Origin of the sequence: Halarchaeum sp. CBA1220, assembly GCF_003721175.2 — an archaeon.
GTDB lineage: Archaea > Halobacteriota > Halobacteria > Halobacteriales > Halobacteriaceae > Halarchaeum > Halarchaeum grantii.
Genome location: NZ_CP054707.1, coordinates 192,226 through 208,140, shown reverse-complemented (window position 1 = coordinate 208,140; position 15,915 = coordinate 192,226). Strand labels below are relative to the sequence as shown.

Genomic DNA, 15,915 nt, shown 5'->3' with positions numbered 1-15,915 from the left:
GGCAACGACTCGGACTAGTGCTGAGACACGTCCCACAGCGAACAGAAGAGTATCAATATCTCTGAGCTGTGGGATTTCGGAATAGAAAATATTCCACCAGTCCTACTAACGTCTTCTCCGAGCGCCACGACATGCCAGACCGCTACTGTCCTGCGTGTGGTGCAGAGCTTGACGACGATGCCTCGTACTGTCCTGAGTGTGGTGTCGCAGTTGGAGACGACTACGAGACGACCGACAACGCGACCTCGACAGAGAACGATTCGTGGGACTGGACCTCTCCCCGTGGCCCGTTCCAGTCACCTCGTCGCGCCGTTGGTTCCCTGAACCTCATCGGATTCGCCTCGTTCCTGCTCGCCATCGGGCTCAACGCAGTGGGCCTGCCCATCACTGCGCTCCCGCATCCTCTCGATATAGCCCTCTTCAGTTACTGGTTCGGGGTGCTCGTCGTCGGACTACCGCTGTGGGGACTCCTGCATGTCACCGATAATGTCCTCGGATTCCTCAAACCGGATTGAGAAACCTTTCCTTTGAGACGAAGCAGACTCCTCGCTCTTGCAGGGCAGGTTCCATCTGTTACATCGTAGGGGCCGGGTTCACGAACAGGGAGAGCGTTGCGCGTCTTGTCGCAGACTCGAAAGCAGGTATAGCGACGAGTGTGGATAGCGTGGACGAGGAGGACACAGGGGAGTACTTCACGCAAAATTTTGCCGAACGTTCGTCCCGTCAACACCCCGTGTCCTCTCAGACACAAGACGCCGTCGTCTCTCGGGTTTCAGTAGATGTCCGAAGGAACACAGGACCTCACGCCGTCGACCGTCACACGAACGAGTCTCTTAGTGTCTCCCCGTATTGCTCCACGAGGGGACGCTACAGGTCAAGTGACTCGATGCACTCAAGATACGACTGCTTCGCATCGTATCTGTCAACCCTCGTGTAAATGTCCATTGTGCGAGAGTTTGAATCTCCCCTAATGTACTGGAGATAGTGGTCAGGCATCTCGTTATTGCGCATCAGCGTCGTGAACACCGTGCGGAACGTGTGAGGGGTGAACTTGCGGTGAAACCGCGTCTCGCCCTCGTCCATCACGCCTGCCTCGACCGCAGCGTCACGAACGGCTCGCTGCACCTGCGTCGTATTCACCCGATTCCCTCGAATGCTCAGGAACAAGTACTCGGAGTCGCTATCTGGGCGAACGAGACGATACCGTTTGATGGCGTGCTTCACCTCCTCGTCAACAGGGACGACTGTTTGACTCCCGCCCTTGCGCTCACGAAGGCGGATGAATCCGTCGTCAAGCATGAGGTCGTCCTGTTCGATTTCGAGTGCCTCGCGAATCCGGCAACCCGTCTTTGCGAGAATGACGGCAATCGCCTTGTTTCGTGGGTCAGCGATGTTATGGACGATTTTCTTAGCGCTCTCCCACGTCGCGCAGTCGGGACGGTCGCGGTACTTCTGTGGGATTTCTTCGAGGACGACCGCTGCGGGATTCCCAGTGATATCTTCGAAGCGTGGCCGCTTCATCGTCCACCCGTAGAATGAGGAGAGTGATTCGAGGTATCTACGCTTCGTGTTCCGCGAGAGGTCGCGGTCGGCAAGCGTACCGACATAGTCCTCGATATGTTCCACCTTGACATCTTCGGGGGCGAGGTCAGGGAATTCCTCGTGGAAGAATGATTTCAGTGTTCGGGAGTAGGCGTTGAGCGTCCGGCGACTGCGACCCATCGCCTCCTTCCGTTGGATGAAGTCGTTGACCGCGTCGTGCTCGTTCTCGTAAATCTTCTCGCGGGTCTTCCCCGTCATGCTTCGACTACCTCCGCGTCAGCGTCGTCGTGAGCGAGTCGCCACCCATACCCTTGCTTATACTCGACTTTGTTCTCTTCTGCGAGGTCGAACAGCTGCTCCTCGACAGCATCCTTGACGATTCCCGTGAGGACGCCGCTCCCCGTCACCTCTTTGAGAATGGTTTCGAACTCCTGGTAGCGGTCGGTGAGGAACGCAGTGACGAACTCCTCGTGTTCGATATCGATTTCACCGGGTTCGGAGTTACGAGCGTCTTCAAGGTCGTCCTGCAACTGCTCGACTTGCAGTTGTAGTTCTTCCACCTTCGACTCGTTCTGACTGTATGCGAGGAACCCTTCTTGACGGGCAGCGCGAGCCTCTTGTATCAGTTCATAGAGGTACTTTGACCGGCTCCCGTAGCCTTGCTCCTCGGCCTCCTCCATCCACTCCTCGGCGTGCTTGCGGTTCGGGTAGAGCGCAACGTAGGTCGTCTCCTCGGACAAGCCGACCTCGTTCTCCCACTCGGTTTGCTGTGGCTCTTCGTCACTCATTCGTGTCTCACAGCAGACAATTACGACTGGACGCTCCTAGGCCTATGGATAGCAACGACGGATGTGATGACCGTAGCTACTGCTATTCCTCTTGTAGCTCTCTGTAATCCTCCGCAAGCTGTTCATATAGTTCATCAACCTCCTCACTGAGTTGCGCTAGCTCATCGATTTCTTCCTCTGCCTGTTGTTCCATCACCTCGATAGTATCCTCAAAGAACTGCTCTACGTCTGGCCAATTATCAATCACCCACTCAGACGGGTCAAAGTATGGTTTCGTGATATGACCGAAATGCTGTTCGAAATCACGGTCGTCATCTTCTCGGTGAAGGTCGTCGACCATGACAACGAGCGACTTGGAACGTTCTAATTTTGATGTCCGTGCCTGTAACGGCAATACGTTCTCATGCTGTGCATAGTGCCGTAGACCCAGGACTGTTCTCGACGACTCTTTTCTCATGTATTCGTTTTTTACCTGCTGCAAATCCTCTCCAAATGACTGACCTACTCCGTTTTGAAGCGTTCTTTGCTGTTGGAGAAGGGTATAGAGACCTGAAAGGTAGTGGTGGAGCCTCCGCTCAACCTCGAAAACATAGCCCTGTGTTTCGAGTTGTTGAGTTCGTTCGGTGGCGTGTGGGGTGTCCAGTTCATGGATATCTTGCAAATCGTGGAAGTCATTCAGTAATGTGGTGTGCCGCCATCTGAATTTCTGCCTCTCGTCGATTACGTCACGAGCTTCATGCCCCCGAATCCGTTCAAAGATGGGGTCCCTCTCATCCTCAGAAGTCATAGAACCCGATTGAGTACCAGCAAAAATAAATCGTTTGTAGCAGAACGTCAGAAAAAGAATGGCACAGATAATTGAGAGCCGATTTCGGGTCTTAGAATTTGACGAAGAAGATGCACTGCTAAACGATATTGTAGACACGGGTTTGCCAGTCCACGTCAATAAAGAACGAGAGGAATACGGCGAATCCCTCCAGACTAAAATTGACGCCTTAGAACCAGGGAACATCATTGAGGCCGAAATTCAGAGTGAGTCCATCACGAGACAGGACGATACCTGGAAATTCATCGACCTAAAGGTCACTGACGAAACTCGTTTCCATTTTATCGAAGATGCCGATAATCACTCCTCTCATGTACCTGAATTGGCTGCCGCTGCTGAAAATATAGGTGAGAATACTGCGCGTACTGCAATCTCCTCGAATGGTGAGCCGATTGGGTTCATTACTGTAGGACAGGACCAAGGGGACCGATTTTGGTACGGTTTGCAAATGGGAACAAACACCCACGAGTTTGACATTCAAAATTTGGAAGCCATCGATGAGCCACCGTATGAGGTGATTTACACACGAAACTCGGACAAGAGTTTGCTTATATTCTATCACCTGGCTGAAAAGAACACCAAAGTCGCACGGGCCGTTTTATCTGCAAATCGATAATACGTCCATCCGGAATCTTTTGAGGTGCGTCTCTGTATGTCGTTGCATGCCGAACCCCCTCTTCTCGACGTACACACAAGGCGAAAACCGAGTTACATCAACAGTCATTGCCGTCCTTGAGCACGTCAACAACCAATTAGCGGAAGATATTCTGGAAGCGTTGACCGACGAATCGGACCTGTCGCTCGTCTCGTTCGATAATCAAGTGACAGGCGTCGACTCGGTCCCCGATGCTGCAATCAAGAGTTCAACTGCGCTCTGGTTCGAGACGAAGACGAGTCGGGACGCTGTGGACAAGGAACAACTCGAAAACCATCTTCATGCACTCGACGAGGACAAAACGGAATTGCAGCGTCTCATTGTCCTGACTCCGGATGCTCGACTCCCTGACGAGGTGGACGCAATCAATGACGAGCGCATCGTATGGGCCAACTTCGACTCGCTCATTGACACCATCGAGACGGTGCTGGAACGAGACGTAGGGAACGCCGAGGCGAGTATGTCCGTCCCAACCGAACGTGAAGCGTTCCTTCTGCGCGAACTCAGTCGCTTTCTCTACGACGAAGACCTCGTCAGCGGAAAAGAGGACCGCGTGCTGGTCGTCGCGGCTCGCAAGGCATGGCCCGAGTATCAAGAGCACGGGCTATACTTCTGCCAGGCGAATCGGTCGTTCAAGCCTGTCGACCACCTCGCGTTCTACACCGACGCTGAAATCAAAACAGCAGTCCCGTCAGTAACGGATGCCATCGAGAGCATCGAACTCACCGAGGAGACAGTGCGAAATCACCCTGACCTCTCGCAGTCGCAGCGCGAACAACTGCTTGATGCAGTGACGCAGTTTCGCAAAGAGGGGTCCGAACGGTACGGTGAAACGGAGAAAGTCATCTTCCTGCGTGATAGTATCGAACTTAACCACCCGGTGAAGAACGACAAGACAGCGAGTGATTCTGACCGCACGGTTGCCTTTGTCCAGGGACACCGTTACGTCTCATTCTCGAAGCTTCGGAATAGCCCCGAGTACACAACCGAATTAGAGGATTCCGACTAACTACCACGCTATGACGGAGTCGTACCGTTGATGGCGTTCTCAAGAAGGTCCAGAAATCCACTATCGTATCGCTCGTCTACGTGATTCACGTTCCAAAGACCTGATTCCCGTATCGCCTGACTCTGGCTGTGTCGACCGAGCCATCCGCCACCTCGTGGGTCAATCGGTTGCTCGTCGAAGTTGCTGAGGAGAGCGATAACATTCTGTTCGAGGTACGCTCGGTCGCTGTCGGCACTCGGTTCGTCGTCGAGATTCACCCAGAGGAATGGCTGTTCGCGGATGTATGTACTCACCCGGCGTTCGAGGATGTATTCCTCATCACGGACCTCTGACCGCTCACGGTCAATGCTCGACCAGCGTTTGTCCCAGTCGGGATAGTCGTCGTGCAGGTCGTGTTTCTCAATGATAGCCTCGCCGACGCGCTTGCGATACACAGAGCCGCGGTGAGCGCCCCCGTGAGGATGGTTGGAACTCCCGCTGCCCGTTCCGTAGTGTTGTTTCAGCCTATCCCAGAGCGATGTGCTGCTCCCCGCAGACACTGCGTGTGTCCCGACGCGGGTAACGCGCAACTGGTCGGTCGAGGTGCGTGTTTCGCCCGGTTCGAGGAAGAAGTAGACGCCACGGTCGGGCCAGTCCATGTACCCAGTGCAGTTCTTGAGTTTCCATGTACCGCCGACTCGTTGCTCAAGGTCGTCGAGTAACCCATAGAAGCGGTCGAGGTCGTCCTGACGAGCCATTCTTACAGGATTCCTCTCATTCACGCACAAAGAGTTTCACCACTCGGTACGACGACTTCGAGTAGAACGACGTATGGACGTCCTCGTACTCTCGCCGTGTTCCAAGGACAAACGATACGACCTAGTTCTCGACTGTAAGGACGTAGACGAGTATCTGCGCGATGAATTAGTGAATGAACATGGCGAGTACACGACGACCGCGTCCAACATGTACACTGGTCGTGAGCACCAGCACGTCAAGGCGGCGGTCACTAAGCTCCGCGAGGTTGTAGATGTCGACTGGTACATCATTTCCGCGGGATTCGGGCTGCTACGTGACGAAACCAAAATTCCATCATATGAGTGCGGTTTTAGCGATATCGAATCCGTTCGAACACGGGCCAGGCGAGCTGGATACGATACTGACGACCTGACGAACGACGAGACGATTCAGACAGTCGGCCGCGAGAAGAGAATTCCTCGGGCGTTCAGTAATGTACTGAACCGAGAGTATGACTTGCTGTTCGTCGTCCTGAGTGAACCATATCTTCTGTCAGTGGCGGATGCTCTCACCGAGATACCAGAGCAAACGACAGCATTCGCGTTTGCATCGAACGGGAGCCGGCAGTACGTCGGTGATTGTACTTGGATTCCCGCCACAGAAACGGAACGACAAGCCCTCGAAACGACGTGGATGGCGTTACGAGGTCAACAGTTCCGCGAGCTTGCGTCTTCAGCAGACAGACAGGAGTTAGAGCAGCTATGGGAACATCCTGAACGTGCAGAAACCCTAAGTTCCTGAGAGAGGACTACACCAATTCTCGTTCGAGTCCCACCTGTCGACGAATCCCCATCAGTTCCTCAAAGAACGCGGAATCACGAAGCTCCTCGTAGATTGCTGCCATTGCAGCCAGTTCGTCCCGGACGTAGTCTTCGATAATTTCGTGTTCACCATTTTCGTAGTACTCTGGCACGTCCTCACCAGCGAAGTCGCCCTGTGAGCCTACGAGTTCACCGCGTACTGCCTCCATCCCGATGAAGTCGGCTCCGAGGAGGTGTGCGAGGTCGAGATAGGAAGGCCATCGATAGATTTGGTTCCAACAATCCTCGTAGGACCATCCCAAATCGTTGAGCACCCCGTCGATAGTGATGCACTTCAGGAAGAGGAATGGGGCGTCGAAGCCGAGGATGTTGAACCCGACGAAGAGGGCACCGTCAGCACCGATACGCTTCCGCTTGATACCGGCCCAATCGTCTAAGAAGTCGACGAGGAGCGCCCGTTCCGATTCGTACTCCCAGCTAGGATAGAACGATACGGTACCATCGTCATGCGAATACTGTGCACTGATGATTTCATCTTCGAAGGGTGAGAACCCAGTCGTTTCCAAATCGTAGCCGTACACGAGCATGGCAGTTTCCCGATTAATTCGGGTTCTTAATAATCACAAGGTCGGTGGTAGCGGGATTGAAACCAGTGAGAAACAATTGCAGTAGCATGGCCGGTATACACCTCCCGTCAGAAGAGGAAGAGCAATATTGGATTCACGCTCAAGGCGACAGACAAGACTACTTTGAGGCTCACGATGTTCTGAGGCCAAAAGATACGACAGCGAACGACGTACCAGAGTCAGATAACGAGACTGTTCGGGGATTGGACGAGGAAGCACATCAACACGACTCCCCTACGTCACTTACTGGAAAGTGGAACGTCTTCCTCAAACCCGTCGAAATCGACGACGTCTGGGACTGCGTAACCGGGTTGGTCAAAGAGAACGAAATCTACGCAGCAAAGGTGTCGACGAAATATGGTCGCAAACAAGAAAATCGAGAGAACCATGTCATCGTCGTCTACACACCCAACTACTTCGACAAAGACGATGTCTTTCGAGTCCGCGAATTACTGCGAAATAAGTGCGGGGTAGACGAAACACTGTATTACAAACCCGATATCTACACTAGGAAGGGAATCTACGCCGATACCGCTCAGGAAATGGGCCTCCCAGGAGCAAGTCGGTATTCCGGATAAATTAGGAGCCCTGAGAATACGAACCGTTACCATCGGCGATTAGTTCGATTTCACTTTCACAGTGGTTGTCTAATTTTCAAGACCGTTCCAAGCCAACGAGTACCATATGTCCGAGCAAGCGCGAAAATTCGACCTCAATATGGAGGAGGTGCTTGAGGCGTGGGGCGTCGCAGATGCAACCAGAGAGGTAATCGCCAACGCCCTCGACGAACAGGCCCTTACAGACACAGGTGAAGTAGAAATCTACGAAGACGACGAGGGGAGATGGCATATTCGAGACTACGGTCGAGGGCTACGCCACGAGCACCTCACGCAGAACGAGGACGAGGAGAAGCTGAACAACCCGGACAAGGTAATCGGAAAATTCGGCGTCGGGTTGAAGGACGCGCTTGCGACGTTCTACCGGAACGGAGTCGACGTGACCATTCACTCGAAGCACGAGACGATAACCGTCGAGAAAGCACCGAAGGCTGATTTCGAAGACATCGAAACGCTGCACGGACTCATCTATCCGCCGGAGCAAGATATCGAGGGAACGGACGTGGTTCTCGATGGCATCACGGAGGCTCAAATCGACCAGGCCAAAAGCAACTTTCTGCGCTTCACCGACGACGAACTACTGGAGGAAACTAAGTTCGGAGAGGTCTACGCTTCCCCCGCAGGCGAGGATTCCCGTATCTACGTCACCGGGCTCAAGGTCGCTACTGAAGAGAACTTCCTTTTCAGCTACAACATCACGAAGACGACGAAGCAGGTGCGAGACGCCCTGAATCGGGAGCGTTCAAACGTGGGGCGCACAGCATATAGTTCGCGTGTGAAGGACATCCTACGGGAGTGTGAAACCACGGATGTCGCTCAACGCCTCGTAGACGACTTCGAGAACTTCACCGATGGAACGACGCATGACGAGGTGAATTGGAAGCCGATTCGCCTACACGCAGTGAAACTCCTCAACGAACGGGACGACGTTGTATTTGCGACCGTAGATGAGCGACATTCAAACGCGGACTTGCTCAACCACGCACGAGCAGACGGGTATCGAGTCGTCACCGTCCCCGAGAACATCCGTAACGAGATTCAGGACGAGCGAGATTCCGAGGGGAATCGTCTTCGTGACGTTGGCACGTATCTCGAAGAGTACAACGAGAGCTTCGAGTACGACTGGGTTCCCGAGGACGAGATGACGGAGGATGAGCGCGAGGTGTGGAATCACAGGGACGACATTCTCGAACTCCTCAACGACCCGCCTGTAGAGGAAATACGAGTTTCGGAGACGATTCGGATGACCGAGCGGGGTGAGATGGCAAACGGTGTCTGGGATGGAAGTGAGCAGCGTATCGTTATTCGTCGGCAGCAACTCAACAGCGTTCGAGATTTCGCCAGCACGTTACTCCACGAAGTCGCACACCCGAGAAGTGGGGGAGCACCTGACCTCTCGAAACCGTTCGAGGACGCACTGACAGGTCTACTAGGAGAGGTCGCCGAATCTGCTATCAGCAAACAATGAGTTATCACAATCGTTCTGTCTGGCGTGAATGTCCCGAGTGTGGCGAGAACCAGAAGGTGAAGCAAGGTGGATGGGCAACGTGCCGAAACTGCGGCGAGAACTTTCACGTATAGCCATCTCTGGGCCACGACTGAGGACGGGGAACGTGCGAACCTTGATACTTCGAGGTTCGGAACATCCCGGTTAACATGGCTGAGCGAACGTTCATGGTTCGCGCCGGGAATAACAACGAGCTAGTCGAGGAATTCGAGTCTCGTTCTCTGGTCGCAGTCGGCTGGGAGGAGTTGGGAGATGTTTCTGATGTCCGGTCATACGAGAAAATGAAGGCCCGATTCAATTCGACCGACGAGTATTCCGAGCACAATAGCCGGCGTCTCGCCCAGAACGCGGGGCAGGTGAATCGATTCGCGCTGGAGATGGAGGAGGGGCACCTGGTTCTGAGCTACGACAAGACGGAGCGCGAGTATCTCATCGGAGAGGTCACAAGTGGATACGAGTGGAAACCGGGTGACCACCCGCCGGGGTATCCACACGTCAGGCGTGTCGAGTGGAAGGACACGGTTTCCCGCGACGAGTTCACGACTTCAACGAAGAACACACTCGGGAGCACGCTGACGGTATTCTCGCTCGACGACTGTATTGACGAAATTACGGGCGTTCTAAGCGGGGAGACACCCGATGAGAGCGAGGACGACGAGGATACCGTCCCATTCGTCGACGAGGTAGAGAACCAGGCAGACGAACTCATCTCCGATATCTTAGCGAACATGGACCCGTTCGTCTTCGAGGAGTTGGTCGCCGCAGTCCTGCGAGCGATGGGATACCATGCAAAGAAAACTCGAGACAGTCAGGACCGCGGTATTGACGTGGTTGCTCACCCCGACTCGTTGGGGTTCGAATCGCCGTACATCAAAGCGCAGGTCAAGCGCCAGCAGTCGAAGGTCGGTTCGCCGGATATGCGAGCGTTCACCGGAACCCTCGGGAACGGCGAACGGGGGCTGTTCGTGTCGACTGGTGGCTATACCAGCGAAGCGCAGGATGCAGCACGGAATGCCGAACAGCGGGTCACGCTCATCGACCGGGATGAGTTCATTGACCTCCTGATTCAGCACTACGACGACCTCGAATCCGAGTATCAGGCGACAGTCCCGTTGAAGCAGGTCTATATTCCCTCACAAGACCCGCCCCTTGACGAATAGTAGGAACCAGAGGATAGAGAACGTAGATAATCAACCTTCAAGCCACTTCGGACTAGTGTTCATCCTAATGGGGCGAATTGAAACCGCCAAGTCGTATTTCAGCCGCGCGGTTTCTAGACTTCGTCCGCGTTCTCCAATCAAAACGGTTAATCGGTATTTCAGACTACTCGCGCCCCTCTTCGAGTTTCTTGGCATAACGGCATTGGTCATCTTGGCACTCGTCTATCCCGACCGTGTGCAAGTCGACTGGCCAATTGTTGCCCTAATCGTACTTCTTCTACTGGTTCCGTTTTTACCCTTCATTAGTCGAGTTCGATATGGGGAGATTGAGGCAGAACTCGATACACCAAGCAGAGAAGAGGAAATGGCAGATTTAGGGGAGTCGCCCCAAATCACAGGGGAAGGAGAACGCCTCGATAGGGAGGAATCCACATAATGCCCGTTGATGAACAGCAGCTACGACGGTTTGTGAGCGATTTGAATTCTGACTACGAACAAGATTCGATACTCTCCAATCACCATGAGCTCATCCCATTCGATGAGGATAGACATGCAACCGAGTCATTCATCCAGATTGGGCGTCGGACAAACCTCCCGAAACGGTTCTTTGCTCAGGGAGACAACTACTCCACGTTCCAGATTGCGAGCCAATTCGCTAAGTCGATAGTCACCGGAGAGAAGGGATTCATCGCTCGTTCATTCATTGATGAAGTCGGCGAGGAGGTCGAATCTGCTGAACTCAAAGAGAAGCTGACTTTTGACCTCATCCTCGAAGCCTATCGTCAGGTTCCTGACCCCGATTACATTCTAATTCCCATCTATGAAGAGTTCCATAATACCGTATCGGAGTGGGCACGGAATCAAGAATCTTGGATGTCCGGATTCAGAACGATTGAAGTCGGGACTTCTGAGGTCGAGATTCTCTGGGTCTCTACCGACCTTGATATCCGTGATATCGTTGTTGTTGACACCGACTATACCCGCATCATTAGGAAAGAGGGCGGTCAATCCTCCCCTCCCCCGGAGGTTGATACGATAGAGGATTACGAAGAGTTCAGCCGGGGTAAGCCCGTCATCTGCACGTTCGGCCGAGATTCAGAAGAATTTGATTTCGTGTATCGAACAGTTCTATCCGAGCCTGAGCTGACCGAGTATTCTGGATTTGTTATCGAAGTCCCCGACGATATGGAATTGTCCGAGTAACACGACTCGTCCTTACTCAGGTCAATCTCGAAGATGGCAATTACGGACTGAGCGGGCTCGACAGAGCCGCTAAATACATTCACTATGGATAGATTGTGAGTCGTGAGTGCCGAGGCCAGCTTTTCAGACCGGGGTACGGTACCGGGTATCATTACCCTCGAGCACCTATCGCCGCGTAGATGTCGCGACTCTCCCCGCGAGTGGGCGGCGCGCTGATCGCGGCGTTCGGTGCGGCGCTCGTCGTCATCCACCTCAACGGCGTGCTCGTTCTGCACGAGACGGCGACGCTCGTCGTGCTCAGTGCCGTCCCGCTCGCCGTCTCGGTGGTCGTCGTCGCGGCCGGCGTCGCGGTCGCGCGCGGACACCTCGTTCCGGCCGGGTTCGCGGACCGCGCGCTCGCGTGGGCGGGCACGGGGGTCGTCGCGATTGCGGCGCTGGACGCGTGGGTCTTCGCGGGCGTCACCGTGCGCGGCTTCGACCTGCCCGCGACGGTCCCGGTCTTCGGCGTCCCTCTTCCGGGCGTCCTCGCGCCGTTCTCCGGTGTCGCGCCGTTCGGCGTGCTCGTCGGCCTCCTCGTCGGCGTCTACGACGCGCGCCGACTCGCACAACAGCGCGCCATCGCCCAACTGAGTCGAATCAACGAAACGCTCCGTATCACGACACAGGAGATGATCGAGGAGGACGACCGCGACGCGCTCGAACAGGCGGTCTGCGAGCGCCTCGCCGAATCTGACCCCTACGACGCGATCTGGCTCGGCCGATACGACCCCGAGGACAGCGTCGTCCGACCGGTGGCGTGGGCGGGCCTCCCGGACGAGTACGTCGCGGAGATCACCGTGACGGTCGACGAGACGGCGACGGGCGGCGGCGCGGGCGGCCGAGCGATTCGGACGGGCGAGATACAGACCGTCCCGGACGTCTACGCGGACTCGACGATGGAGCCGTGGCACGAGCAGTTCGCGCGCTACGGCGTCGAGTCGCTCGCCGTCGTCCCAATCGTTCACGAGGACACCGTCTACGGGTTCTTCAGCGTCTACGCGAGTCGGCAGAACGTCTTCGACGAGCGCGAGAGCGAGGTGCTGGCGGAGGTCGGCGAGTCGCTCGGGCACGCCATCGCGTCCATCGAGATGGTCGACCTCCTCGCGGCCCGCGAGCGCGAGCTCGCGCGGCAGAACGAGCGCCTCGAGGAGTTCGCGGCGGTCGTCTCCCACGACCTCCGCAATCCGCTGAACGTCGCGGACGGCTACCTCGATATGGCGCGCGAGAGCGGCGACGACGAGCATTTCGACCGCGTCCGCGACGCGCTCGACCGGATGAACGCCCTCATCGACGACCTCCTGACGCTCGCGCGACAGGGCGCGACCGTCGACGAGTTCGAGACCGCGTCCCTCGAGTCGGTCGTCGTGGACGCGTGGGAGGTGGCGGGCAGCGAATCGGCGACGCTCGCCCTCGGGGACGACCTCGGGACGGTGGCGTGCGACCGGAGTCGCCTCCGTCAGCTCCTCGAGAACCTCTTTCGGAACGCGAGACAGCACGGCGGCGCGGACGTGACGGTGACGGTCGGCCGCCTCGAAGACGGGTTCTACGTCGCGGACGACGGCCCCGGGGTCCCCGAGGAGGAGCGCGCGGACGTCTTCGACGTCGGGTACACGACCCACGAGTCCGGGACGGGCTTCGGGTTGAACATCGTGCGCGGCATCGCGTCCGCGCACGGCTGGAAGGTCACGCTCACGGAGAGCGCCGACGGCGGTGCGCGCTTCGAGTTCCGCGGGGTGGCGCGCGACGCGCCGCGAGACGCCGACCCCTCACTCCCGGTGTCCGGCTGAGGCGGCGTCCGTCGGGAGGCGCCCGTCGACGTAGAGCGCCGCGAGGACGGTGACGACGCCCGCGAGGACGAGCGCGTACGTGCGGAAGACGTCGCCGTAGCTGACGCCGTACTCGACGAGGACGCCGACGGCGAGACTGCCGGGCGCCTGCATCAGCATCATCACCGCGCTGTACGCGGAGTACGCGCTCGCGCGGCTGTCGTCGGGGAGCGTCCCGAGGAGGAAGGCGTCCATCGTCGGGAAGAGGCTGTGGATGACGTAGCCGAGGACGGCGGAGACGGCGGCGACGGCGAGGACGCCCTCGGCGGCGGTGAGCGCGAGGAGACAGCAGACGAACGCCGCGAGGATGGCGAGGACGAGCGGGACGCGTCGGACGCGGTCGGCGAGGCGCCCGGAGAGGAAGAACGCGGGGACGCCGGCGGCGAACACGACGGTGAGGAGGGCGCGCGCCGTCCCGTCGCCGAAGCCGCGCGCCGAGAGATAGGGGATGTAGAAGTTGAAGAGACCCTGCCAGACGAAGCCGGTGACGCCGACGACGGCGATGCCGGTGAGGACGAGCCGCCACTGCTCGCGGACGGCGCCGAGCAGGTCGCGGTCCGCGGCGCCCGCGCTCGGCATCGTCGCGTGCCGGCTCGTGAGCGCGAAGACGGCGGTGAGGAGGACGCCGACGGCGGCGACGCCGACGAAGACGCCGCGCCATCCGAACGCGAGGACGAGCGCGCCGACGAGGAGCGGGGCGCTGACGGCGGCGAGCTGCGAGCTGCCGCCGCGGATGCCGACCGCCCAGCCGACGCGCTCCGGGTAGAGCTCGGTGACGAGCGGGTTCGCGGCGATGTAGAAGACGCCGGTCGCACAGCCGATCAGGAGCGCGCCGGCCGCGACGACGGTGATGGTCGGCGCGAGCGCGGTGAACCCGGCGGCGGCGACGAGCAGGAGGCCGGTGCCGAGGATGGCGTGGCGGCGCGGGACGCGCGTCAGGAGGTAGCCGGTCGGGAGGCGCGTGAGCGCGCTCCCCAGCCACACCATCGTCGCGACGAGGCCGGCGGTCCCGGGCTGGACGCGGAAGACGTCCATGAACGTGTCGACGAGCGGCGCGAACCCGACGCGGCTGAAGTTGACGAGGTAGGCGAAACAGCAGACGCTCGCGAACACCGCGCCCCGTCCGTACCGGCTGCCGTCGTCGCTCACGACTCGTCGTACCGAACAGGGAGGGACAACGCTTGCGTTTCCGGTTTCCGGGTGCGGACCGTCGCCCGACGAGTCGGCCCTGCGCGTCGGCCGCGACGCTGCCGAACGGGTCGACGCGTCTCCGGGCTGGCGCTCGAAGGGGTCAGCGCATCCGCTCGGTGTAGTCCCAGCTGTAGACGTCCTCGGGGTGGATCTCGATGCGGGCCTCCTCGCGGTCGTCCGCGAGCAGCGAGCGGGCGAGCTCGGAGTCCGTCCCGCCGAGGTAGCGCTCGAGCAGCGAGCGCAGGAGCGACTTCCCGACGTCGCGCTCGACCGTCGCGACGCCATTCCCGCGCACGCCGCGGTAGGGCGGGTCGTTCACGGAGACGTCGAAGGCGACGCGGTCGTCCGTGCGAAGGAAGGAGACGACGTCCGCGTCCGCGCCCGTCGCGCACGCGAACGTCCCGTCCTCGTAGCGGTACCAGAGCGCGACCGTCCACAGCGTCTCGTCCGGCCGGTGGGTCGTGAGGCGCATCGGAACCGCCGTCTCCGCGAGGAAGTCCGCGACCCCCTCGGCGTCCCACGCGCCGCGATACTCGGTCATGCGCGCCCTTCGCACCCCCGGGTGGAAAAACCCCACTCCGAGACCCGCGCGTCGGACCGCCGCCCCGACGGTGTCACCCGGATATGTGCCGCCGCCGGCATCGCGGCGTTCCCCCTCGCCACCGCCATGCTCGCCGACACCGTCGCGGTCCCCGTCCTCGTCGGCGGCGTCGCGACCACCGCTCGCGCTCGGCGCGCGAGCCGGGAACGAACGGTTTTTCCCGCGTTTGACTGAATACGCGACATGGACCGCCTCCGCGAGTCGCTCCACGACGCCCCGATCATCGACAAGGACGGCTACCAGTACCTCGTCCACCCGATCAGCAACGGCGTGCCGATGCTCGAACCCGCGCTCCTGCGCGAGGTCGTCGTCGGCGTGACGCGCGCCGCCTCCCTCGACGTCGACAAGATCGTCGCCCCCGAGGCGATGGGCATCCACATCGCGACCGCCGTCTCGCTCCAGACGGACGTTCCCCTCGTCGTCATCCGCAAGCGCGAGTACGGCCTCGAGGGCGAGGTCGACCTCCACCAGACGACCGGCTACTCGGAGTCCGAGATGTACATCAACGACGTCGAGGCGGGCGACCGCGTCCTCATCGTGGACGACCTGCTCTCGACGGGCGGGACGCTCGCCGCCATCGTGAACGCGCTCGACGACATCGGCGCGGAGGTCACCGACATCGTCGTCGCCCTCCGGAAGGTCGGCCCCTCCGCGCTCGACGACACCGACTACGAGGCCACCAGCCTCCTCGACATCACGGTCGACGAGGACGGCGTCACCATCCACGACTAAGCACGCCCGTGAATATCTCGTGTCTATAGAGCGGTGAAATAAGCGCGGACACGGA

The 15,915-nt window shown here is 58.4% G+C and carries 17 protein-coding genes; 10 read left to right on the top strand and 7 right to left on the bottom strand.

Annotated features, from left to right (window positions below):
- Positions 1-131 precede the first annotated feature (131 nt).
- On the top strand, positions 132-515 hold the full coding sequence (locus tag EFA46_RS01075; RefSeq protein ID WP_123075580.1) for a zinc ribbon domain-containing protein: 384 nt from the start codon (positions 132-134) through the stop codon (positions 513-515).
- Positions 516-867: 352 nt separating this feature from the next.
- Here the strand turns inward: EFA46_RS01075 and EFA46_RS01070 are convergent, their stop codons facing one another.
- From EFA46_RS01070 to EFA46_RS01060, 3 genes are all read right to left on the bottom strand, one after another.
- Positions 868-1,800 carry a tyrosine-type recombinase/integrase gene (locus EFA46_RS01070; RefSeq protein ID WP_123075582.1) on the bottom strand — a complete coding sequence of 311 codons (933 nt, stop codon included), beginning with the start codon at positions 1,798-1,800 and terminating at the stop codon, positions 868-870.
- Complete coding sequence (locus EFA46_RS01065; protein WP_123075584.1) at positions 1,797-2,330, bottom strand: hypothetical protein; 534 nt, start codon at positions 2,328-2,330, stop codon at positions 1,797-1,799. The genes EFA46_RS01070 and EFA46_RS01065 overlap by 4 nt, the downstream gene beginning before the upstream one ends.
- Before the next feature lie 82 nt (positions 2,331-2,412).
- A complete protein-coding gene (locus tag EFA46_RS01060) occupies positions 2,413-3,117 on the bottom strand; it encodes a hypothetical protein (protein ID WP_148040655.1) in 705 nt (234 codons plus the stop codon).
- A 58-nt stretch (positions 3,118-3,175) separates the two neighbouring features.
- Between EFA46_RS01060 and EFA46_RS01055 the strand changes: the two genes are divergently transcribed.
- Together EFA46_RS01055 and EFA46_RS01050 are read left to right on the top strand one after the other, a co-directional pair.
- A complete protein-coding gene (locus EFA46_RS01055) occupies positions 3,176-3,772 on the top strand; it encodes a hypothetical protein (protein WP_148040656.1) in 597 nt (198 codons plus the stop codon).
- 46 nt (positions 3,773-3,818) lie between these two features.
- Complete coding sequence (locus tag EFA46_RS01050) at positions 3,819-4,820, top strand: hypothetical protein (RefSeq protein ID WP_123075586.1); 1,002 nt, start codon at positions 3,819-3,821, stop codon at positions 4,818-4,820.
- A gap of 8 nt (positions 4,821-4,828) precedes the next feature.
- Here the strand turns inward: EFA46_RS01050 and EFA46_RS01045 are convergent, their stop codons facing one another.
- Positions 4,829-5,557, bottom strand: a complete 729-nt coding sequence (locus tag EFA46_RS01045; RefSeq protein ID WP_123075588.1) for a hypothetical protein — start codon at positions 5,555-5,557, stop codon at positions 4,829-4,831.
- Between the two features lie 73 nt (positions 5,558-5,630).
- Between EFA46_RS01045 and EFA46_RS01040 the strand changes: the two genes are divergently transcribed.
- Positions 5,631-6,338, top strand: coding sequence for a hypothetical protein (locus tag EFA46_RS01040; RefSeq protein WP_123075590.1), 708 nt, complete (start codon positions 5,631-5,633; stop codon positions 6,336-6,338).
- Between the two features lie 7 nt (positions 6,339-6,345).
- Here EFA46_RS01040 and EFA46_RS01035 read toward each other — a convergent pair whose 3' ends face one another.
- Complete coding sequence (locus EFA46_RS01035; RefSeq protein ID WP_123075592.1) at positions 6,346-6,945, bottom strand: hypothetical protein; 600 nt, start codon at positions 6,943-6,945, stop codon at positions 6,346-6,348.
- Between the two features lie 86 nt (positions 6,946-7,031).
- On the opposite strand from EFA46_RS01035, the gene EFA46_RS01030 reads away from it, so the two are divergent.
- The 5 genes from EFA46_RS01030 (at position 7,032) to EFA46_RS01010 (ending at position 13,297) form a co-directional block, all read left to right on the top strand.
- On the top strand, positions 7,032-7,562 hold the full coding sequence (locus EFA46_RS01030) for a putative phosphothreonine lyase domain-containg protein (protein WP_123075594.1): 531 nt from the start codon (positions 7,032-7,034) through the stop codon (positions 7,560-7,562).
- A gap of 106 nt (positions 7,563-7,668) precedes the next feature.
- On the top strand, positions 7,669-9,069 hold the full coding sequence (locus EFA46_RS01025; RefSeq protein WP_123075596.1) for an ATP-binding protein: 1,401 nt from the start codon (positions 7,669-7,671) through the stop codon (positions 9,067-9,069).
- Positions 9,070-9,257: 188 nt separating this feature from the next.
- Positions 9,258-10,268, top strand: coding sequence for a restriction endonuclease (locus EFA46_RS01020; protein ID WP_123075598.1), 1,011 nt, complete (start codon positions 9,258-9,260; stop codon positions 10,266-10,268).
- 435 nt (positions 10,269-10,703) lie between these two features.
- Positions 10,704-11,471, top strand: coding sequence for a hypothetical protein (locus tag EFA46_RS01015; RefSeq protein WP_123075600.1), 768 nt, complete (start codon positions 10,704-10,706; stop codon positions 11,469-11,471).
- Positions 11,472-11,650: 179 nt separating this feature from the next.
- On the top strand, positions 11,651-13,297 hold the full coding sequence (locus tag EFA46_RS01010; RefSeq protein WP_123075602.1) for a HAMP domain-containing sensor histidine kinase: 1,647 nt from the start codon (positions 11,651-11,653) through the stop codon (positions 13,295-13,297).
- On the opposite strand, the gene EFA46_RS01005 is transcribed toward EFA46_RS01010, so the two are convergent.
- Together EFA46_RS01005 and EFA46_RS01000 are read right to left on the bottom strand one after the other, a co-directional pair.
- On the bottom strand, positions 13,277-14,485 hold the full coding sequence (locus EFA46_RS01005) for an MFS transporter (RefSeq protein ID WP_123075604.1): 1,209 nt from the start codon (positions 14,483-14,485) through the stop codon (positions 13,277-13,279). The two genes, EFA46_RS01010 and EFA46_RS01005, sit on opposite strands and share 21 nt — an antisense overlap.
- A gap of 142 nt (positions 14,486-14,627) precedes the next feature.
- Positions 14,628-15,068, bottom strand: a complete 441-nt coding sequence (locus tag EFA46_RS01000; RefSeq protein ID WP_123075606.1) for a pyridoxamine 5'-phosphate oxidase family protein — start codon at positions 15,066-15,068, stop codon at positions 14,628-14,630.
- A gap of 243 nt (positions 15,069-15,311) precedes the next feature.
- On the opposite strand from EFA46_RS01000, the gene hpt reads away from it, so the two are divergent.
- Entirely contained in the window at positions 15,312-15,860 is a 549-nt protein-coding gene (gene hpt / locus EFA46_RS00995; RefSeq protein WP_123075610.1) for a hypoxanthine/guanine phosphoribosyltransferase, read from the top strand.
- Positions 15,861-15,915: the final 55 nt, after the last annotated feature.

Bases quoted from the DNA above. Each gene is read 5' to 3' on its own strand.
- EFA46_RS01075 (WP_123075580.1), top strand. From the start codon at position 132: ATGCCAGACCGCTACTGTCCTGCGTGTGGTGCAGAGCTTGACGACGAT.
- EFA46_RS01070 (WP_123075582.1), bottom strand. From the start codon at position 1,800: ATGACGGGGAAGACCCGCGAGAAGATTTACGAGAACGAGCACGACGCG.
- EFA46_RS01065 (WP_123075584.1), bottom strand. From the start codon at position 2,330: ATGAGTGACGAAGAGCCACAGCAAACCGAGTGGGAGAACGAGGTCGGC.
- EFA46_RS01060 (WP_148040655.1), bottom strand. From the start codon at position 3,117: ATGACTTCTGAGGATGAGAGGGACCCCATCTTTGAACGGATTCGGGGG.
- EFA46_RS01055 (WP_148040656.1), top strand. From the start codon at position 3,176: ATGGCACAGATAATTGAGAGCCGATTTCGGGTCTTAGAATTTGACGAA.
- EFA46_RS01050 (WP_123075586.1), top strand. From the start codon at position 3,819: ATGCCGAACCCCCTCTTCTCGACGTACACACAAGGCGAAAACCGAGTT.
- EFA46_RS01045 (WP_123075588.1), bottom strand. From the start codon at position 5,557: ATGGCTCGTCAGGACGACCTCGACCGCTTCTATGGGTTACTCGACGAC.
- EFA46_RS01040 (WP_123075590.1), top strand. From the start codon at position 5,631: ATGGACGTCCTCGTACTCTCGCCGTGTTCCAAGGACAAACGATACGAC.
- EFA46_RS01035 (WP_123075592.1), bottom strand. From the start codon at position 6,945: ATGCTCGTGTACGGCTACGATTTGGAAACGACTGGGTTCTCACCCTTC.
- EFA46_RS01030 (WP_123075594.1), top strand. From the start codon at position 7,032: ATGGCCGGTATACACCTCCCGTCAGAAGAGGAAGAGCAATATTGGATT.
- EFA46_RS01025 (WP_123075596.1), top strand. From the start codon at position 7,669: ATGTCCGAGCAAGCGCGAAAATTCGACCTCAATATGGAGGAGGTGCTT.
- EFA46_RS01020 (WP_123075598.1), top strand. From the start codon at position 9,258: ATGGCTGAGCGAACGTTCATGGTTCGCGCCGGGAATAACAACGAGCTA.
- EFA46_RS01015 (WP_123075600.1), top strand. From the start codon at position 10,704: ATGCCCGTTGATGAACAGCAGCTACGACGGTTTGTGAGCGATTTGAAT.
- EFA46_RS01010 (WP_123075602.1), top strand. From the start codon at position 11,651: ATGTCGCGACTCTCCCCGCGAGTGGGCGGCGCGCTGATCGCGGCGTTC.
- EFA46_RS01000 (WP_123075606.1), bottom strand. From the start codon at position 15,068: ATGACCGAGTATCGCGGCGCGTGGGACGCCGAGGGGGTCGCGGACTTC.
- hpt (WP_123075610.1), top strand. From the start codon at position 15,312: ATGGACCGCCTCCGCGAGTCGCTCCACGACGCCCCGATCATCGACAAG.